Genomic DNA, 19,768 nt, shown 5'->3' with positions numbered 1-19,768 from the left:
GCCAGATATTCTTCCTGTCCTGCCTCCACATATTTTGTCAAGTCAATCATACTCGTCAATTCCAGAGCCATGCCAAGGTCGGCCTTATCTCCGGCTTCCATATCCAGTGCCTGGATCGCTTTCATCAGCTTCACACATGCTCCCAGCACATCCTCTTTTGACGCATCCTCTTTTTCCATGATTGCTTCGCCCTCTGCAATAGCTTCTGCGAAAAGCTTCTGCACAGATTCAACCAGTCCATCTACATCTCCGTTTTCAACATGCTGCTTCGCTCTGTTCAGGAAGGTTTCCAATACATTCTTGCTTCCCTTTAAGCCGTCGATTGCTGTGCGGAGCCCATCTTTTTTCTGATTCAGCTCGTCCTGGGTTGTTGCATTCTGGCGTGCATCTCTTGCGCTTTTTAACGCATCCTGCAGTGCCTGATAACTCTCCTGTGTGTATCCGTCCTGCTTGATCGCTTCTGCTTCTGCGATCACTTTATCAATTGCTTCATAGTCAAGCTCAACCGGAGCTTCACCTTTTTCAACAGTATAGGTTTCTCCTGCTGTAGTTGCAAAGGTGATTGTTTTCTCGTCCTCCCGGTTTGGAACTGTTCCTGCTTCCGTTTTTACAACATTTCCCTGGGAATCACGTACTGTAGCTCCTTCAGCCCACGGAGATACGAATGTCATTGTTTCACCCTTTTCGCTGTTAATCACAACGTTCTTTGCTTCCTGAGCAGCTCCGTCATATTCCGCTGAAACTGTAAATGCTCCTTTTGCACGTAAGTTAACGAATTTTGCATCTTTATCTGCATACCAGTTCGGGAATATTTTTGTAATTCCTTTATCACTTAACAACATCATGCTGTTAATGGCTTCTGTTGTTCCAGATTTTTCCACCCCATGCATATCGTCAACAATTCGAAGATTTGCTGCCATTTTCCCACCGGAAACATTCTGATACAGATGATCAATAATCTGATTGACATCATATCTTGCTCTCACTGCATCCGCATAGATCCTTGGGAAGTTGTTTTTATTGTTCCATGCAGTATTTGCCGCTGAATTACTGTCAAAGGTATCAATGGTATCTCTTGCAATCTGTAATTCTTCCGGAGATGAGAAGTACCCAAGACTGTCACCAGGCAGGAAATAATCCAACATCACAACATTAGAATACAGCTGTCCAAACAAGCCTAAGTCGGTCTCTCCTCCCGAACCATCCATTCTTTTCTCTGCCAGACCATATATTGTCTTCCCTTTCGCTGTCCAGGTCGGTTTAATCGAAATATCTTCATAAATTTCTTCCCACACCGGACGCTTCTCTTCATCTGCTCCTAATGTTTCGCTCATTGAGATTACATTTTTAAATACATTCTGCATGGTAGCAAGCTCAATTGCGGGATTCTTACCCTGATATGCCTCGCACCAGCCTCCGTACATATTGTAACGTCCATCCTCTTTTACAAGCCATGCCTCATAGAAATTTGCACATTTTTTTAGATAGTCATAAGCCTGATCCAGAATACTTTCATCGAGTGTATAATCATAATATTGTGTAAATAAATAGCTGTTATATCCTGCTGCTAAACATTCATTCAGATACTTATCGTTTGGTGCAGATCCCCATGGTCCAATGCCTAACGGGAATAAAATAGCATCCGCAATTCCATTCACAGGGTCAATATCGCCTTCTGCAATGTTTTTGTCCACGATAGAAGAATTGATTTCTCTCAATTCTGCTGTAGAAGCAGCCCGTTTTTCACCATTACTCACAAAATCGAATAACGCTTCTGCCGCCGGAAGACTTAAAGCCGCTCTGTTACTTGAATTTACACCATAAAAGGTTGCCATAAAGTTATAATTCAAATGATAATCCCCATGCCAGAGAGGGTTATCAGTCACACGCCATACCCCATACAGTCCAGGTGCTTTCTTCCCTTCCCTGACTGTGCTTCCAAGTATGTACTGTGCCCCATAATAATATTTCTGTATCTGATTCAGCTTTTCGTCATCTGTTCCAAAATCAACATAAGATGCACTCCAGTAATTCTTCCACCAATTCTGCCTTTCGGTATTCAGTTCCTGAACAGCATTCTCACTGGAAACTTCGCCTAACAATTCCTGTGCTTCTGCATCTGGTTCTGTCTTGGCTTCCCAAAGCGCTCCTTCGTTCGTATACGTTCTTCCGCCGCCTCCGATTGCTGTTACAACATAAACCTTTTCATTCGGCTGTAATGTGAAGTTCAAGGCTCCTTTTCCTGATGCCATATCAGAAGCAGCTTCTGTTATGTCCGCACCGATTACAGTCGTAGAAAGTGCGGCTTTTGAAATCCACGCCTCCGGATCATCCGGATGTCGGTTCTCTGAGCTGCGTGTCACAGTCACACTTGTATCATCATTCACAGCAGTAATTGGCCGGATATTAGATTCACTGTTTGTTGCCCATGTTTCCACTTCAAACTCGGCTGATCGATTTCCTTTCGCTTCTAATTCCGTTACCATGACGTTCTTGTCAGAAGCCACCCAGGTTGTCATCTCTGTATTAAGGTCTGCGATCTCCTGCCTCGTCTGGATCTCAGCATTCAGGATGTCCTGTTTTTCATAAAATGGTTCCGCAGGCTCTACATAATTTTCATACAACTCCAGTTCCCGAATTCTAGCGTATGAATTATCTGTCTGTGTTGCTTTTGTAATTGACAGCCGGACATATCTCGTATTTATAGGATTTTCAAGTGTTTCTGCTGTAATATACTCTGCATTTCCTTCTATCACAGCAAAATCTGTCCAACGTTCCTTATCATTACTATATTGTAATTTAAAATCACTGGTGGCGCATCCTGTCTCTGTACTATTTTTCAGTACCCAATAACCGATATTCTTTTCTTCCTCTAAATCGATAACAGCCCAATGTTCTTCTGCATTCTTGGCTTCTCCCGAAGAAGTCCATTGTGTACCATCATTCCCATCTACCAAAGTACCTTTTGCTTCTCCACTCCACTGAGAAGAAACTTCAACCGGTTTATTCAATGCCAGATCTGTCTCTTCCTGTTCTTTTGTTTCTGCATAAAGTTCAAATTCCGCTACCCTGGCACGGGGATTTTTTTTGCTGTCTGCTGTCGTCTCCTGTGTCGGCTTTGTAAAATTGATTCGTACATATTTTGCTGTTACCGCTTCCGCCAAGTTCTCATCAAATACTGCATCACTGTTTCCTATAATATTCGATACATCTGTCCAGCTGTCTGCTTCACCGGTTTCACTAATCTGAAGCTGAAAATCACTGGCCGTATTGGCCCCAATATCCGGCAGTCCCGGGCGCAGGGCCTCGTCAAACTTTACTACCCAGCGGGAAAAAGTAATTGGAGTATCAAACTCCAACGTCAGCCAATGTTCCTTGCCAATTTGTGTACACCACATATCATTGGCATCCGACATGGTTCCATTCACTGCCTTGTCCGGCGTAAATACATTCAATACACTGCTGGCAGATACATTTTTGTAATCCAATGCCAGATTCGTACCATCCTCTTTCTTCTCTTTCTCCCGGATCGTAACGCCTCCTAACGACAGCATTCCGGCTTCGTGTGAATACCCGGTCGTACCATAAACCCAAAAATCACCTTTCGAAACATAAAATTTCTTTTCCTTACTGTTACCAGCAGATGAAACTCCCACATCTCCGTTTCCGAGCAATGCCGTATTTGGCATCTGCTGATTACTCAGTCCTGAATAGTTCGTGTCATTCCATTCTCCATAATATCTGGAGATGACATCCTGAATATCATTCCAACCTGTATCTTCTTGTATATCCTCTGCTTTTACCGTTGCCACTTTCGCCGACAGCGCTGCCGAAGCTGTCATACACACTGCCAGTCCCATAGATAACATTTTTACATGTCTTTTACTTTTTTTCATGGTATTCTCTCTTCACTCCTCCATCATCTGATATATTTTAACCCTTCGGTTCCGATCTGTTTTCCTCCTTCCCCCTACTCGGCCGAAGCTCTAAGCCAAAGACCTCGCAGCGAACTGCGAAGTATTTGACTTTCGCAGCAATCGCCAAGGTCAAGCAATCTCCTCCTTTGGATCGCTGCTCGCGGAAACCGCACATTATTCCTGGCATGTCCGCATTTATTTAATATAATAATACTGCTTAAAACGCGAATTATATATCTTTATACCGACAGTAAGTATAACTATTCCGCCAAAAAGTGAAAGTGAATACGGAATCAAAATTTTAACCTGAAGAACCAACCAGAAGGACGAAAAGAGACAGACTAGTCTGCCTCTTTTATCACTTGATTATAATACCTTCTTATTTGCATTTTCGAATACATTTCTTTCTATTGCAGCAAAGAAATCATTTATCTCATCTTCAAGTACTCTGTGTTTGTTATGTACTCTTCCTGTTTCATGCGCGTTTCTATACACAAAGGAAGATTTCTAGATGAGCCGCCCACATGAACTCGATAGATTCCATCTTCCGTTGTCCACTTATCCAGAGCCTCACTATAGTAACGGAATGCATCTTCATCCAGTGTAATCTGCACCTCTGCACTGGAATGTGCCGGTATCCTCACCTTTTTAAATGCTTTCAATTCCCGAAGTGGATGGCTGTTCCATGAATTATCCGGGAATTCCACATAAACCTGAGCGACTTCTTCCCCGTCTGCATCGCTGACATTCTCAATCTGGAACTTCAATTCATTATCATCCAAAGACAGATTGCTGTACCTGAACTCTGAATAGGATAATCCGAACCCAAATTCATACGCAGGCTCCACATGATTCGTATCGAAATGGCGATACCCTACCATCATCCGTTCTTCGTAAACTACTTTAAACCTGTCTCCAGGGTAATTTTCTAAGCTCTTTACATCTCGCAAATGTTTCGGGAAAGTCTCCGGCAGCTTTCCTGATGGATTGTTCTTTCCTGTTAATGTCTCCGCAACCGCTCTCCCCATCCCCTGCCCGGACAGCCAGCTTACTAAAATTGCCTGGGCACAATACCCCCATTTTTCCGTTGAGACTGCACTTGCAGTATTTAGCACTACAATCACCCTGTCATTGACACGGCGTGATGCTTTAATTGCATGTTCCAGGTTTGGCGGAAGATCAATATAATTACGATCTATCGCCTCACTGTGGCATGCAAAATTCTGGTTTGCAAATACAATCACCGCATCCGATTCAGAAGCTCGCTCTGCAATTTCCGTTTCCATAGGTCCGATTTCATTATTATAAGCATCCACTTTGTCTATTCCCATAAATGCAATGGCAGTTTCATCTCCCATTTCTTTTTTAAGTTCATCTAACGGAATATCAACTTGTGTAGGATTCGCCACTCTTGAGCTGCCGTCTCCTCCAATATATGGATTGACCGCGCATTCACCTATAACCAGCAGCTTTTTAATTTTATTCTTATCCAAAGGAAGCGCCTGATTTTCATTCTTTAACAAGACAAAAGATTTTTTCGCCGCCTCAACTGCAAGTTCATGATGTACCTCAAAATTGCAGGCACTTGCTTCATATACCCCTCTGGTTCTTTCATAGAAATCAAACAGTCTCGTCAACGCCTCGTCGATCACCTCATTATCTATAATGCCAGACTCATAAGCATCCTGAAGCTGCCCGTATGCTTCTTCCTGATAAGGCATACACATCTCAACAGAAGCCAGAAGAGAGTATGCACGATTCTTTACCGATCCCCAGTCCGATATAACAATCCCGTCAAAGCCCCATTCTTCTCTCAGAATATCAATCAGGAGTTTTTTATGCTCCGATGCAAAAATACCATTCAGGCGGTTATAAGAACACATGATGGACCACGGCGCAGATTCCTTTACCATGATTTCAAATGGCCTGAGATAGATTTCTCTCAGAGTTCTCTCATCCACTTCACTGCATATATCCGAACGTCCGTATTCCTGATTGTTCGCCGCAAAATGTTTCGGGCAGGCACTCACGCCTTTTTCCTGTACCCCTTTTACATACGCACTTCCAAGTTTTCCGGAAAGATAGGGGTCCTCTGAAAAGTATTCAAAGTTTCTTCCGCACAACGGATGTCTTTTGATATTCATGGATGGTCCCAGGATTGCATTGATTCCATAAGCACTATATTCTTCACCTAATGCATTTCCCACTCTTTGAATCAATTCCTCATCCCATGTTGCACCCATGGAACATCCTGTTGGAAATGCAGTGGATGGCACTTCCTCTCCCTTTACCGCATTGGGAAATGCGGAGCGGATCTTTTGTTCCATCATTTCCTGATGGCTGTTGTCCTTCTCTTTCATACGAAGGCCAAAGGGACCGTCATGATAGCGCATCCTTTGTATTGGGAACCGTTCCAGCTTATATCCGGCATTTATATCTGCTCCGGTTAAATAATTAAATTTTTCCTCTAGAGTCATCTCATTTATGATTTGTTTATAGTCCATCTTTTCTATTCCTTCCATGTTTTGATATATTTTTCTGTCTCGTCGTAAAGCGCTTCCAGGCTGCTAAGCTGCCAGTCCAGTGTAGAACCATTTCCCATGGTAAGCATAAAACGTCCGTCGGGACGGCTGAATGTGTCAATTAAATCTCTTACTTCCTGACGAACCTCTTCCGGAGTTCCAAACGGGATCGTCTGCTGAACATCAAATCCTACCAGCAGGCAGATTTTGTCACCGTATTTCTTCGCAATTTCCTGATAATCCATTGTGTATTTTTGAATCGGATGAATCACATCCAATCCAATTTCAATAAAATCTTCCATATACAGTTCTATATTTCCGCACGTATGCAGCCAGAAATGCATCCCCAGGCTATGTGCCTTGTCGATCATTTGCTTATAGTACGGTTTAAAAAATTCCCTGAAAATATCTAAAGAAAAGAACGGCCCCGACTGCGTCCCGATATCATCTGTAACAAAAATGGCATCTGCATCGGTTTCTTCCTTCACCCGTTCCATAATACGCATATAATAATCCGCGAGTTTTTGAAACAGGCAATGTACCTCATCCGGATATAAGTAGAAATCCGTCAGGGCATTCTCCATCCCGCGGAAAGACCACATACGCTCAAAGAAACAGAAACACCATCTTGCAGCAATATATTTTTCTTTATTAAGCGGTTTTTGCGGAATCAGACCCGGATATTCCGTTGTCGGGAATGAGTTATAAACCGATTCCATATCTTCCCATTCCTCTGCTATGCACTTTGCGTCAATTCCGACTCCCGATTTTTCATTCAGTCCTTCGTAAGCCCATTTATAATCCGGAGCGTCCTCCGGCGCCTGAAAATTATCCGGTAAAACCAGATCAATGAGATCCACATCTTTTATCTGTGCATCCATAAATGTTTCAAACGCCTCCCTGCGTTCCTCATAAATCCATGGATAAATCCACATGTCATACAACATTGGGGTACGGCCCACATGCCCGCGGCCTTCAATCACCTGTTTTATATCTTCTTTTTTCAGTTCACGCATTTTTTTCACCTTCGCTTTCCTTGCTCTATTCTCACAATTCTTGACACATTCACAGTATTTCATTATAATATCCAATATAATAATACTGCTAAATATCAATAAAATATATCTCTATACTGACAATCGATATAACGATTCCGCCAAAACAGGAGGTTCAATACTATGTCAGAATTTATAATCCCCAGCCTGAATACTCAAACAGAAGAACACATTTTTTTCCCAAATGACCAATTCCATTACAACCTCCTCGTCCCTGTATCTGAAATACAGTTTTTAGGAGATGTTCCATGGCATTGGCATACTGAATTTGAATTTGGATATGTGTTAGAAGGCGAAATTCTTTACAAGACAAACCGGCATGAATATATTCTGAAAAAAGGTGACGGGATCTTTATCAATTCCGGTGTTCCCCACTTTCTCCATGTAATTACTCCCTATAAAGATTCTAAAGTACAGACCCAGTTTTTTGACAGTTCTTTTCTCGTAGGGAATTCAGACAGTTTCCTTGATTCAAAATATGTTGTTCCCGTTATAGAACAAAAACAGCTGGATTGTATACCATTCTATTATGAAAAGGAAGAAGACCGTACCACATTAAAACGGATTGCAGATGCTGCCCGGATGGGTCTTGATAAGAAGGCATTTTATGAATTGCGCCTCAGAAATCTATTTGCAGACATTTGGGAAATCATATATTCTCAGGCTGCCAGCCAAACGCTGTCCCAAACGTCTCAAAATGCACTGGAAGATGAACGGATTAAACTGCTGCTCCTTTTCGTCCAGAAACATTATGCCGAAAAATTGACCGTACGCCAGATTTCAGACTGCATACCCATCAGCGAACGGGAATGCTACCGAATCTTTCAAAGTAATCTTGGAATCAGCCCTGTGGAATTCCTCTTGTCCATACGTTTAAAAAGGGCACTGGAATTATTGATAAACACGAAAAAAAGCATTGTGGAAATTGCTTTAGAGACAGGGTTTGGGAACAGCAGCTATTTTGGAAAACACTTCAAACATTGCTATCATATGTCTCCCGGTGAATATCGGCGGCAATATATTTTATGATATAAAAAGTGGGTAAGCAAAACTGCTTACCCAGGAATTTTTTTAGGGGATTTTAAAGCTTTGATATCAGATCCGGCATATGATTTATTTTGGATTGGAGAACAATATTATATGGAAATCTGGCTTTGCAAATAACAATTTTTGATTCTCCGCAGCGATGGCATCTCATGGGATATGGATAAATATATAAATCCTTTCTCTGTAAATTCATTCCAAATGTTTCATTCAGACAATTCCTGCAATAAGCAAGGCTGTTTAACGGGTATGTAATTTTGCTCATCTTTTTATTCTCCTATAAATTTTATGTAATTATACACGAAAGGACTGTGCAATTACCGCACAGTCCTTTCATGACTATTGTAATTCCCAAAGCCGGAGGGGCTCTTCATGGGTTTACTACGTATTTATTCTTAATTCCAACTAATATATATTATTCTGTAGCTCCATATGTATTAGCTTCCCAGATTGGCTGCATTTCTTCAATGAAATTTGCTGACATGTATCCCTGGTCTTCAGAAACTAACATATTATACAATGTAGTGAACTCAGCAATTGTTACTCCATCCATCTGAGACTGACCAAGTACGCTTAAATGAGTTTTTGCTGCCTTGTAAGCTTCCAGTCTTTTAGCTTCCAGATCATTTGCAGGTTCTGCCGGGTTCTCTACAATGAAGTTTGTGTTGACACCATTGGCATTGTGACGCTCAGATTCTGCCTTAACGATTACCTGTAAGATCTCTGTAAGTAACTCTGGATCTTCTGTGTTTGCATTCGCTGTATATCCACATCCGTTACCTTTTCTTGGTTCGAAGATAAGCTGAATATAATCATCAGCTGCTGCCGGGAAGTTAAATGTTCCAGGAACGAATCCCAGTTTGTCTTCTGCCATATCACCGTTAAACCAGGAATATGTCAACATCATAGCTGTGTTTCCAGCCTGGAACTCTGAATAAGCTGTTGCATCATCTTTATTCACGATATCCGGTGCGAAAGCTTTCATTTTCTTTAACTCGTCAAAATAAGATAATGCTTTTTTTACTCTGTCGTCTGTCCAGTCACATTTACGTGAATGTAAGTCTTCTAAAGCATCTGGTGCAGCACTTGCAAGGATACCATCAATCAGAGAATAGGAGGATACCCAGTCAGCTGTTGTAATTGGTGTAACGCCTTTGTCTACAAATGTCTTACATGCCTTAACGAATTCGTCCATGTTAGTTGGTTCCTTCACCCCATTTGCTTCAAAAAGGGCTGTATTGTAATAGAATACCGGTGTGTAGTATGCATTCTGTCCTGCTGCCAGCCAATAGATAGCATCCCCATGCTTAACCATATCCGGATCCGTGTAATTTTCCTCTAACCATCCATCTTCAAGATATGGTGCCACATCCAGTGCGTCTTCTGCACCCAGAACTGCATCCATATCAGCTCCGCCTGTGAAATAGATATCCGGAAGGTCGCCGGAAGCACTCATTGTCTTAATGGGGCTTTCCCCTGGCTTTGTTGTTATAGGAATGTACTCGAATTCGACATCCGGGAATTTTTCTTTGAGTGCCGGCTGAAGATAATTCTCCATAACATCTACCTGTGTAGAATCTGTTTCAGGCCACAAAATACTGATTTTTTTTGCGTCGCCCCCTTTGTCTCCGGCATCTTTTTTGGGCTCGTCAGCTTTTTTACCACATGCTGCCATGCTTAAAACCATGGTTCCTGCCAAAAGAATACTCATTACTCTTTTCATTTTCATATCATTTCCTCCTCGATTAATTGATGTCTATATTATATCGTCCATTCTTATTTTCGGGGGTACATATTTTTAGCATATAGTTCAATTTTTTTTGGTATTCGCCCCTTTTTTCGTGGATTTGTTACATGAACGAAGATGAAACAATATGGCGGTTCCTTAAAATACTTCGCCGCTGCTCCGTGTTTTCTGCAATACTTCTATATATTGATTCGGAGTAATCCCAAACTCTTTTTTAAAACACCGATAAAAATACTTCGTATCCGTATATCCGACTGCGCCGGCAACCTCTATCATATTTTCCTCCCCGCTTCGGAATGCATCCGCTGCTTTTGTCATGCGGAACCGTAATATGTACTGACTCGCAGACATTCCCATTTCCTTTTTAAACTGGGTACTGAGATAAGAATAATTTACAAATAATTTCTCCGCAATTTCTTTCAGGGACAAATCAGGATTTGTATAATTTTCATGAATATAACGCAGCATTTCTGTAACTAACTTTGATGCCGTAATTTCCTGTACAGATGTTTCCGCCTCCATTCGTGACTTTGCAATCTCATGATATGTTTTACAATAATGGCCCACGCCTGCCATCACAGTACACACCCATTCCTGCATCAATGCAATCTGAATGCTCTGCATCAGCGCACCGACTGCAGCCCTGTTCCGGTCATTTTCCCTTACATCACTGAAAATAATGAACAGATTTCCATATCCCTGATAATAAACGGTCCAATTCCAGCCTTCTCCTGTTTTCCCCATCGCTTCTGTTATCTTATTCTGCCATTCTTCCTGGCTTAAATGCACATATGTCCGGGAGTCAATTTTCAAACAGCACACAAGATATCCGCCATGTTTCATCGGGAGATTTAACTGGTCACACTCAAATAAAAACTGGGATTCTGAAACACCATTTTCTTCCGTTAACAACATATCCAAAAAATTCTTCCTGTTTTCTTCGCTGTTCTTTTCCGCCCAAAACTTCAGGCTCTCGTACTCGCGTTCCTTCTCGTGCTTCGATTCCAGAATTTCCACCATATTTTGTATGGTCTTTATCATCTCTTGATCATCAATAGGCTTTACAATAAAGTGATGAACTCCAAGCTCGATTCCTCTCTTCGCATACTCAAACTCACTGTATCCGGTCACAATGGAATACAAAATATCAGGCTGTGCCTTCTGCAGATGCATAATCATATCGAGGCCATCCATAAATGGCATATTAATATCTGTTAATATGATATCCGGCTTTAACTGCATTGCTTTTTCAATACCGTCAAATCCATTCTTGGCTTCTCCGCAGATCATACATCCATACGTTTCCCAGGAAATAGTTGTCTTAAGTGCTTCTCTTGGAAAATACTCGTCATCCACTAATAGTACCTTATACATGTTTTTCCCCTTCCTCACCGTCCTTCAATGGCAAATGCAAACTGAATCGTGTATATTCTCCTTCCCGGCTATCGATCTCCATGTGATATTCGTCACCATATATCAGCTTTAACCTCTGGTGAATGTTCAGAATCCCAAATGATTTCGTAATACTTTTCCCAGTTTCCAGACTCTGGCGCAGCTGCTCCAGCCTTTCCGCTTTAATACCTGCACCATTATCATAAACACTGATTTTTAACATCTCATTTGGATTGTCGGCTATAACACTGATATGGATCCGACATTTTTCCCCGTTCGGCTTTAGCCCATGATGCAGTACATTCTCCACCAATGGCTGTATGGTCAGTTTTGGTATCCAGACTTCTTCCGTATCTTTATCACACTCAATCGTGTATTCCATATACTCAATATAACGAAGCTGTTGTAATTCTATATAGTTGCGTGTTAATTCCACCTCTTCTTTTATTGAAATAATTTCTTTTCCAGACGAAAGGGAAAGCCGATAGAAACTTACCAGGTTCTGAATTGTTGTAAGCGCCTTTTCCGGCATACCAAGCTTAATAAAAGAAGATATAATTCCCATCGTATTATATAGAAAATGAGGAACAATCTGTGCCTGCAATAAGCGCACTTCATTATGCCGCCTCTGCCGCTGCTCCTGATATATCTGCTGCATAGATGCATCCAGTTCGTCCATAAGTTCGTTAAACCGGTTGCCCAAAATGCCGATTTCTCCTGTATTTCCGTCCGGGAAACGGAGATGGCTGTTTTTATCTTCAGTTGTGATCCTCTCCATAATTCCCATCAGCTCTCCCAACGGTTTTGTCACCCTGCCCGACACAAACCATGCACTGACAGCAGCCAATATTACAGATAAAAGCATCACGATTCCAATAAAAAGCTTTAAACTCCTCTGCTGCCTCCCAAGTTCTTCCATTGTAGTCTCGCAGACCAGTTTTAAGCCATTCTCCCCAATCATTCTGCTTACATACAGAAGTGGTTCCTGCCCCTTCTCCTCTTTTAAAAGGACTCCATCCTGCATACACTTCTCATATTCTTCGGTTGTAAGTCCCAGTGAAACATCGGCTCTCTTGTAGAGATCCTTTTTATTTACTGCAGACACAATGTTATTATCGCCATTTACCAGATAAAATGTATTCTTTTGTTCTTCATTTATAGGCTTTAATATATCTGCAAAACTGGATTCCCGGACATATACTGCAATTACCCCGACTTTTCCCATAGATTCATTACTTACCGATTTCACCACAGCAAAACCATAGTCAGGTTTCTTTACATAAGACCGGTATTGTCTAAGTGTCAATAAATCTGTCCATATCGGCGGACTCTGCGCGTTTGCCATTCTTAGAATTTCATCGGGAACATTCTTTGTATCATTCACCGTCGGATCATCATAGTAACTATACACCATAGTCTCCCCTGAATAGATTTCCAGACTATAGATCATCGATGTGGAAAAGATCAGCCGCTGACTGAGCATATCCCATTTTTGTTTCATCGCCATCCGATTCAATATGCTGCTTTTATCCATATTTTGATATTCGATAATTGTTTCCAGTACATCCTCATCCAGAGACATATACTTTGTAAAATCCTGTGTATACGTGATCAGTGTTTCTACATTTTTTCGCATCGTATTCACGGTTTCCTGATAGTCATCTACCATGCGTTCCGTTAACAGTTCTTCAAACTGACGACTGGAAACATATCCTAAAATCAGCACAATGATCGCCGTGATCATTATGATCGTAATCAAAATAGTATTTCTTAATTTCATCCGCTTTTTCATAGATTCCCCTCATTTCCCCAAACACAAATTATCAGAGATTTTATGTTATAGAAAACAAAGATTACTATATCATAAAAAACAGCTGCATACACAGAATATTTTATCAATCTATGCATGAAGCTGTCAATTTAATTTTATATTGCCCTGACTATTTTAATCCGGAAGAGCCAGCCATTGCCTGCTCAATCTGCTTATTACAGAACATGAATACAAGGATTACAGGAAGAGATGTAATCGCAACCGCCGCACCAACTTCGCCCCAGTTTGTAAGATCGAACTGACCAAAGAACAAATCCAGTGCAAGCGGAATACTTCTCATATCTTCGCCCATTGCCAGAATACTCGCCAATGCGTATTCATTCCAGTTCGTGATATATATCATCATTCCCTGTGTAAAAAGTGCCGGTTTCACCATTGGAACCATAATGCTTATAAAGGTTCTGTATACGTTACAGCCATCAATGGCCGCGGCCTCTTCCATTTCTATCGGAATACTGCGGAAAAAAGCACATATCATCAGAATCGCACTTGCCATAGTAAATGCCGCATAAGGCAGAATCAATGACCAGGATGTTCCTTTTAATCCAAGTGTCATAACCAGACGGTACACCGGAATCATCATGACAGCAATCGGAACCAGCATGCCAATTGTAAAATACAGTCTGATTGAATCTGAATGTTTCATACGCATCCTTGTAATTGCATAAGCAACCATAACGCTGAGTAAAAGACATAATAACACAGAACCCGCAGTATAGATAAAGCTGTTTTTTACCAGATTCGGAATATCAATCCGATTCCATGCTCCTGCAAAGTTTTCAAAATGCAGTCCATTTGGTATTGCCCAGGGCTGACCTGCCGCCTGCATTGCATCTTTTAGGGACAGTGAAAACATCCAGTATAAAGGAAGTATAAACAATATTGCAAAAATGATCAATATTGCATCTCTGATCCCACGGCCAACTTTTATTCCCATTTTATTCTTCATCCTGTAACCTCCCCTAGTACTCAATCGGCTCACGTGCAACGAACTTGTTAATGATAAAAGCCCAGAAGACACATTCAATCAGGAACAACACTGTGATGGCACAGCCATATCCAAACCTGCTGGTTTGAAATGCCTGATAAACCATTTCATAAATTACCGTTCTGGATGCTCTTCCCGGACCACCTTTCGTCATAATGGCAATTTGGGAATACATTCCCATAGTACCAATTGTTGCCCCAATCAGGACATATTTGAATACATCCTGCAGCAAAGGAAGGGTAATCTTAAGACTTGCCTTTAAAAAACCTGCTCCGTCGATCAATGCCGCTTCATAGAATTCCGCCGGAATCGTACGGATTCCTGTATAGAACAGCAGGGAGTTCATTCCCAAATACTGCCAGATATAGGCAACCGCAATACATGTCATAACCGTCTTCGGATCTGACAGCCACGATCTTGTAAGATTTTCCAGTCCCACAGCATTTAAAACCGAATTCAAAAGGCCTACATTCGTATCAAAGATTCCCAATACAAAGAACTTACCGACAACTGCAACAGATAATATAATTGGGAACAACGCCGCAAACCGGTAAACAGCCTTTGCAACCTTTCCCGCACGATCCAGCATCAGCGCCAGCAATAGTGACAGTGGAATACCAATCAGCAGTTCTAAGGCAAGAAGCCAATATGTATTTTTATGTGCCGCCCAGAAAGCCGGTGATGTTAATGTCGTAATATAATTCTCAACCCCTACCCATCCAAGTGACGCCGCACCATTATGGTTCTGGAGGCTCATAATGAAGCAGGGTATAATTGAATAGATTACAAACACTGTAAATAAAATAAATCCCGGTAGAATAAATACCAGTTTAGCTCGTTTCGAATAGAAACTTTTCATAGATTCTTTCCTCCTCTTCTTTATCCTGATTTTATTATAAAATCAATTTTCATGATTGGGGGAACATAATTTTAGCACCGGGAGCATTATTTTTGGTTCTTTTGTTTATTTTTTGAACACAATTCTTAGGTTAATACCTCATAGTAAAAGTCAGATATCATAAAAGTCAAATTCAGGAATCTGCATGACCACTGCGAAAAGTGGTACTCGGCAGCTCTCCCATATAGCGCTTATAAGTTTTCGTAAAATATGGAAAGTGCTGAAAACCGCTTAGGGAAGCGCACTCTGAAACACTTAATTTTCCAAGCAGCAGAAGTTCCCGGGCGTGTTCGCAGCGTATCATATTAAGAAAACTTATCATCGTTGTGCCGGTAATCTGCTTAAATTTGTTACAGATATAAGACTTGTCAAAGCTTAAATATTGACAAACATCTTCCGTGGAGATGGGATGTACATAATTTTTCTGCATGTATTCAATTACCTGCTTCACCATACGCTCTCCTGAAGATTCTGAAGTTCTTTTAGAAGGTTCCGATACCTTGCCATGGTTTTGCATCAAATCGAGCAAAAGCTCCAGCAGAATTAATTGTACTCTAGCTTCATAAAACTGAGGTTTTCCGCTCAGTATCCTCATAATCTGATTAAAATCGCCGGTATATTTCTCATCCTGAATATAGTTCTCTATCATATATTTTTCCACGGGGATCCCCATCTTATCGTACAGGGCTTTGTGCGGTATAAGGCATTCATACAGGCTGTCCCTGGTTCTTTCCGGAATAGAATGGGTTTCACCGGGATTTATCACCACCAGATCCCCTTTGACAGCTTCAAAAACCCTGCCTTTTACATAGATACGCAGTTCACCCTGGATGACACACAGCAGTTCAATATGCTCATGCCAGTGTGCCGGCGTTATACTGCTCTTCAAAGTTTCTGCAAAATGATACGTTACCGGAAAATTTGGATTTGTTTGAAACTGTTCATAAGTTCCTCCATCCTCCTGGCTGTTTTGGTATTTTGTCACCTTACATATCTCCTTTTCCCATCTTGTAAACATTATTCTGCGGCAGCCGCAGATCCGCCCGTAAGGGTATGCGTTACGGGATGTCCTTTGGTATACAATATTGTACTGATTATATATAACTTTGTAAATAAATGAAAGAACAAAATTTAGTGCTATTGTAAACCAATCCTATATATTTACATACCTGTTTGCTTCGCTATATCATAATAGTACAAATCAAAGACCTTACAGCGAACTTCGGCGTCTTTGACTCTCACGGCAGCCGACAAGGTTAAGCAAGCTCGGCTTTGGCTCGTTACCTGTGGGAATAAATACTTTTATCAGGGCCAAAAAGGAGGACATATTTGATTATGAGACAGATTAAATTAGGATTGATTGGAGCCGGGGAACGCGGGGCCAACTGCTACGCGCCATACGCATTAAAATATCCGGCAGAAGTAAAATTTGTATGTGTAGCAGAGCCATTGGAGGAACGGAGAAATGTTTTTTCAGACATGCATCATATTCCACAGAGCGATAGATTTACAGATTGGAGAGAGTTATTAGAAAAAAATTATAAGCTGGATGGAATCATTATAGCAACTCAGGACCGGCAGCACTACGAGCCTGCAATGGCGGCTATAACCAAAGGGTACAATCTGCTTTTGGAAAAGCCCATGGCAGAAACGGCAGAAAAAACAAGAGAGATCGTTAAGGCAGCAGAAAAGAATGGTACACTTGTAATGGTCTGCCATGTATTAAGGCATACTCCATTTTTCCGTGCTATGAAACAGGTGATAGATGAAGGGAAGATAGGGGCGGTTCAGTCTATTCACCACATTGAAAATATCGGATACTGGCATTTTGCCCACAGCTACGTCCGGGGCAACTGGAGGAACAGTGAAGAGACCACTCCAATGATCGTAGCAAAATGCTGCCATGATACAGATATTATGAATTATCTGCTGGGTGGCAAAAAATGCAGGAAGATATCCTCTTTTGGTTCTTTGTCTTATTTTAAACCGGAAAACGCCCCCGAAGGAGCAACAGATCGTTGCGAAAATTGTCCGCATAATAAAACATGTATGTACTCAGCTTATAAATACCTGGAAGACAGAAAGCTTCGCAAGAACTTTCGAGATATTATCAAACGTACCGATGACAATCATGCTTTTCTGGAATATTTACTGACAACACCATATGCAAGATGTGTTTATCATTGTGATAATAACGTACCAGACCATCAGGTTATAAATATGGAATACGAAGGTGGGATTACAGCCTCATGGCAGGCATCGGCCTTTACAATGGATATCATCCGCCAGACAAAGATTATGGGAACCAGGGGAGAAATTGAAGGCTGCCTGGAAGATGACCGCTTTGTAATCAAAGATTTTGCATCAGGAAATGAAATGACGGTACATGTAAACACTCCTACGACATTACATTCCGGTGGTGATGAATGTATTATGGAAACATTTACAAACGCACTGAGAAATCCCGGAGAGGAAAAGCTTATGTATAGTGCACGGCTGTCTTTGATGGGGCATGAAATGGCTTTTGCAGCGGAAGAGTCCAGAGTGAATGGGGGAAAGGTTATCGACTTATAAAGATGATCAGTTTGAGATACAGTAGTTTTCCACCCAGAGCTTTCAAATCAGAAAAACCCTCTCGGTAATCATCTTTGCACTTTTCCATGAGATGATATTATTTCTCCAGCTAATTTCTCGCACCTGTGGTGCGAGAAATAATATTTTTGAATTTATACACTCAGAAGGCACCACGTTACCCTGATGCCTTCTGTAAATACTATATTAGACTGCAATTACATAATGTTCCTTCAATCCATTCATCATGCTATATTCAATGCATCCTTCATTTTGCAATCTTCCAACAACGATTCCTGGTGCAACGCCAAGTTTTTTTGCAAAGGTGCACACACTTGATTGTGAAAAATTATCTCCCTCCCTAAATTCTTCAAACTGCTCAAAAGGGATCAATGCATCTCTCGACCATATATCCGCATCTTTTTCATCTTTTTCTGATGTTCCATTTAGCTGCCCTATATGACCAAGAATAATATGTCCTATTTCATGAAACAAACTAAACCAGAACTTATCTGCATCTTTACCTCTAACTGTTAATCCTACAACTATTTTCCTGCCATCCATGAATGACGCACCTTGTAAAAAGGAACCTTTCAAATGCGGTAAAAAAACCAGTGCAATACCACAATCAGCTAATATGACTTTAAGCTTAGGACAAAATGTGGCAGGTTCTAGTAAAGTCATCTTTCTAATCTCTGGGATTAATGAAATCAATCCTTTTATATTGATAGGTGCTGTTGTGATATCTCTTGCCTTAATTTTTGCTTCCTGTGCCCACGCCATAAGTGCTAAATCACTCTTTTCTGTCACTGCTAATCTTCTGCAGGCAATTCTAGTTATCTGATTACTTTCGAGTAACGATAGCTCAACAACTTCAAAAAATTTTCGTAAATATATAACTTTTTCTTTTGAATCTCTGGTTGCAGGAATCCATCCAAACTTAGACATTTCGTTATATGGAAGTTGTTTAGCTAAGGCTTCATCTGCATCCATGGCATTCTCTGCCTCAACTTTAATTAACTTCTCTCTGTAAATTGCTTCTAAATTGTTCCAAAACTTTGCTGGCACACCAAGTACCATTTCTAATCTAACAGCCACTTCTGGAGTCAACTGAACATCTCCATTTATGAGCTTGCTAACGTGCTTCTCAGACAAATCCACTCTGACAGCAAACTCTTTCTGACTCATTTTCCTGTCATTGAGCTGTTCCTTAATTGTTGCTCCTGGTGGTGTTGCAATAAAACTGCGACTTCTCACCATAGTGCTACCTCCTATTCATACCACTTTCTTTTAATGATAATCAACTATCTCCAAAATATGCGCTATTTGGATTTCATTACCATGTTTTTCAAATACCAATCTATACGGATGAACCAAGTCCACAGCATACTGTCCTTTTCTGTTATTGGTCAACGAATGACATCTACCGATATGAAACTGAATCATCATTTCAATAGTGTCTGCGGCCTCAATTTCGTCAATACGCATCTGAATTTTTTCTGCCATTTCCTTACCATAAGATCGTTCGGCAACCTTGCCATCCGTACAAACCTTCTGAAGCTTGTTATTTTTGTACGTAATGTCCAATCCATCACCTCTTTCTTTATTTACCTTTGAGGTAAATTAATTGTATCACTAATCACCATGATGGTCAATATATCTATTTACCTTTCAGGTAAATTTAACCTATTTTTATTCAGTTTAATTTTATTTTACTCTCTATCGCAAAGAATCGTATAAGTAATAAGCCAGCTCCATAAAAGGAGAGCCGTAAGCCTCCACTAAGAAACAATAACCTCGTCC

13 protein-coding genes are annotated in these 19,768 nt (G+C 41.0%); 2 read left to right on the top strand and 11 right to left on the bottom strand.

What is annotated here, in order from left to right; translation table 11 throughout:
• The 3 genes from HMPREF0240_RS00805 to HMPREF0240_RS00795 all read right to left on the bottom strand — a co-directional run.
• The coding region (locus HMPREF0240_RS00805) for a discoidin domain-containing protein (protein WP_035312184.1) at window positions 1–3,896 on the bottom strand (3,896 nt) is incomplete at its 3' end.
• A gap of 449 nt (window positions 3,897–4,345) precedes the next feature.
• Complete coding sequence (locus HMPREF0240_RS00800) at window positions 4,346–6,421, bottom strand: glycoside hydrolase family 3 C-terminal domain-containing protein (protein ID WP_198137755.1); 2,076 nt, start codon at window positions 6,419–6,421, stop codon at window positions 4,346–4,348.
• 5 nt (window positions 6,422–6,426) lie between these two features.
• Window positions 6,427–7,455, bottom strand: coding sequence for a uroporphyrinogen decarboxylase family protein (locus HMPREF0240_RS00795; RefSeq protein ID WP_157134220.1), 1,029 nt, complete (start codon window positions 7,453–7,455; stop codon window positions 6,427–6,429).
• Between the two features lie 162 nt (window positions 7,456–7,617).
• Here HMPREF0240_RS00795 and HMPREF0240_RS00790 point away from each other — a divergent pair, with 162 nt between their 5' ends.
• Entirely contained in the window at window positions 7,618–8,523 is a 906-nt protein-coding gene (locus HMPREF0240_RS00790; protein ID WP_009001555.1) for a helix-turn-helix domain-containing protein, read from the top strand.
• Between the two features lie 430 nt (window positions 8,524–8,953).
• Here the strand turns inward: HMPREF0240_RS00790 and HMPREF0240_RS00780 are convergent, their stop codons facing one another.
• The 6 genes from HMPREF0240_RS00780 to HMPREF0240_RS00755 form a co-directional block, all read right to left on the bottom strand.
• Window positions 8,954–10,267 (bottom strand): extracellular solute-binding protein, encoded by a 1,314-nt coding sequence (locus tag HMPREF0240_RS00780; RefSeq protein ID WP_009001554.1) that lies wholly within the window; start codon window positions 10,265–10,267, stop codon window positions 8,954–8,956.
• Window positions 10,268–10,423: 156 nt separating this feature from the next.
• A complete protein-coding gene (locus tag HMPREF0240_RS00775; protein WP_009001553.1) occupies window positions 10,424–11,659 on the bottom strand; it encodes an AraC family transcriptional regulator in 1,236 nt (411 codons plus the stop codon).
• The gene (locus HMPREF0240_RS00770) at window positions 11,652–13,469 is read right to left on the bottom strand and encodes a sensor histidine kinase (RefSeq protein ID WP_035312182.1); all 1,818 of its coding nucleotides are present in this window, start codon (window positions 13,467–13,469) and stop codon (window positions 11,652–11,654) included. Before HMPREF0240_RS00770 ends, HMPREF0240_RS00775 begins: the two co-directional genes overlap by 8 nt.
• A gap of 148 nt (window positions 13,470–13,617) precedes the next feature.
• Window positions 13,618–14,457: a carbohydrate ABC transporter permease gene (locus HMPREF0240_RS00765; RefSeq protein ID WP_050794461.1), complete on the bottom strand. Its 840-nt coding sequence runs from the start codon at window positions 14,455–14,457 to the stop codon at window positions 13,618–13,620.
• A 13-nt stretch (window positions 14,458–14,470) separates the two neighbouring features.
• Entirely contained in the window at window positions 14,471–15,355 is an 885-nt protein-coding gene (locus HMPREF0240_RS00760; protein WP_009001550.1) for a sugar ABC transporter permease, read from the bottom strand.
• 172 nt (window positions 15,356–15,527) lie between these two features.
• Window positions 15,528–16,379, bottom strand: a complete 852-nt coding sequence (locus HMPREF0240_RS00755) for an AraC family transcriptional regulator (protein WP_035312180.1) — start codon at window positions 16,377–16,379, stop codon at window positions 15,528–15,530.
• Window positions 16,380–16,729: 350 nt separating this feature from the next.
• Here HMPREF0240_RS00755 and HMPREF0240_RS00750 point away from each other — a divergent pair, with 350 nt between their 5' ends.
• Window positions 16,730–17,968, top strand: a complete 1,239-nt coding sequence (locus HMPREF0240_RS00750; protein ID WP_009001548.1) for a Gfo/Idh/MocA family oxidoreductase — start codon at window positions 16,730–16,732, stop codon at window positions 17,966–17,968.
• Window positions 17,969–18,172: 204 nt separating this feature from the next.
• On the opposite strand, the gene HMPREF0240_RS00745 is transcribed toward HMPREF0240_RS00750, so the two are convergent.
• Together HMPREF0240_RS00745 and HMPREF0240_RS00740 are read right to left on the bottom strand one after the other, a co-directional pair.
• Window positions 18,173–19,225, bottom strand: coding sequence for a helix-turn-helix domain-containing protein (locus HMPREF0240_RS00745; RefSeq protein ID WP_009001547.1), 1,053 nt, complete (start codon window positions 19,223–19,225; stop codon window positions 18,173–18,175).
• Window positions 19,226–19,255: 30 nt separating this feature from the next.
• Window positions 19,256–19,552, bottom strand: a complete 297-nt coding sequence (locus tag HMPREF0240_RS00740; RefSeq protein ID WP_009001546.1) for a type II toxin-antitoxin system RelE/ParE family toxin — start codon at window positions 19,550–19,552, stop codon at window positions 19,256–19,258.
• Window positions 19,553–19,768: the final 216 nt, after the last annotated feature.

It is taken from the genome of Clostridium sp. D5, from assembly GCF_000190355.1.
GTDB lineage: Bacteria > Bacillota > Clostridia > Lachnospirales > Lachnospiraceae > Faecalicatena > Faecalicatena fissicatena_A.
Note: the sequence above shows the minus strand (reverse complement) of the source record. Positions and strands in the feature narration are given on the sequence as shown.

Coding starts and splice junctions, on each gene's coding strand:
- HMPREF0240_RS00800 (WP_198137755.1), bottom strand. CDS start 6,421: ATGGACTATAAACAAATCATAAATGAGATGACTCTAGAGGAAAAATTT.
- HMPREF0240_RS00795 (WP_157134220.1), bottom strand. CDS start 7,455: ATGCGTGAACTGAAAAAAGAAGATATAAAACAGGTGATTGAAGGCCGC.
- HMPREF0240_RS00790 (WP_009001555.1), top strand. CDS start 7,618: ATGTCAGAATTTATAATCCCCAGCCTGAATACTCAAACAGAAGAACAC.
- HMPREF0240_RS00780 (WP_009001554.1), bottom strand. CDS start 10,267: ATGAAAATGAAAAGAGTAATGAGTATTCTTTTGGCAGGAACCATGGTT.
- HMPREF0240_RS00775 (WP_009001553.1), bottom strand. CDS start 11,659: ATGTATAAGGTACTATTAGTGGATGACGAGTATTTTCCAAGAGAAGCA.
- HMPREF0240_RS00770 (WP_035312182.1), bottom strand. CDS start 13,469: ATGAAAAAGCGGATGAAATTAAGAAATACTATTTTGATTACGATCATA.
- HMPREF0240_RS00765 (WP_050794461.1), bottom strand. CDS start 14,457: ATGAAGAATAAAATGGGAATAAAAGTTGGCCGTGGGATCAGAGATGCA.
- HMPREF0240_RS00760 (WP_009001550.1), bottom strand. CDS start 15,355: ATGAAAAGTTTCTATTCGAAACGAGCTAAACTGGTATTTATTCTACCG.
- HMPREF0240_RS00750 (WP_009001548.1), top strand. CDS start 16,730: ATGAGACAGATTAAATTAGGATTGATTGGAGCCGGGGAACGCGGGGCC.
- HMPREF0240_RS00745 (WP_009001547.1), bottom strand. CDS start 19,225: ATGGTGAGAAGTCGCAGTTTTATTGCAACACCACCAGGAGCAACAATT.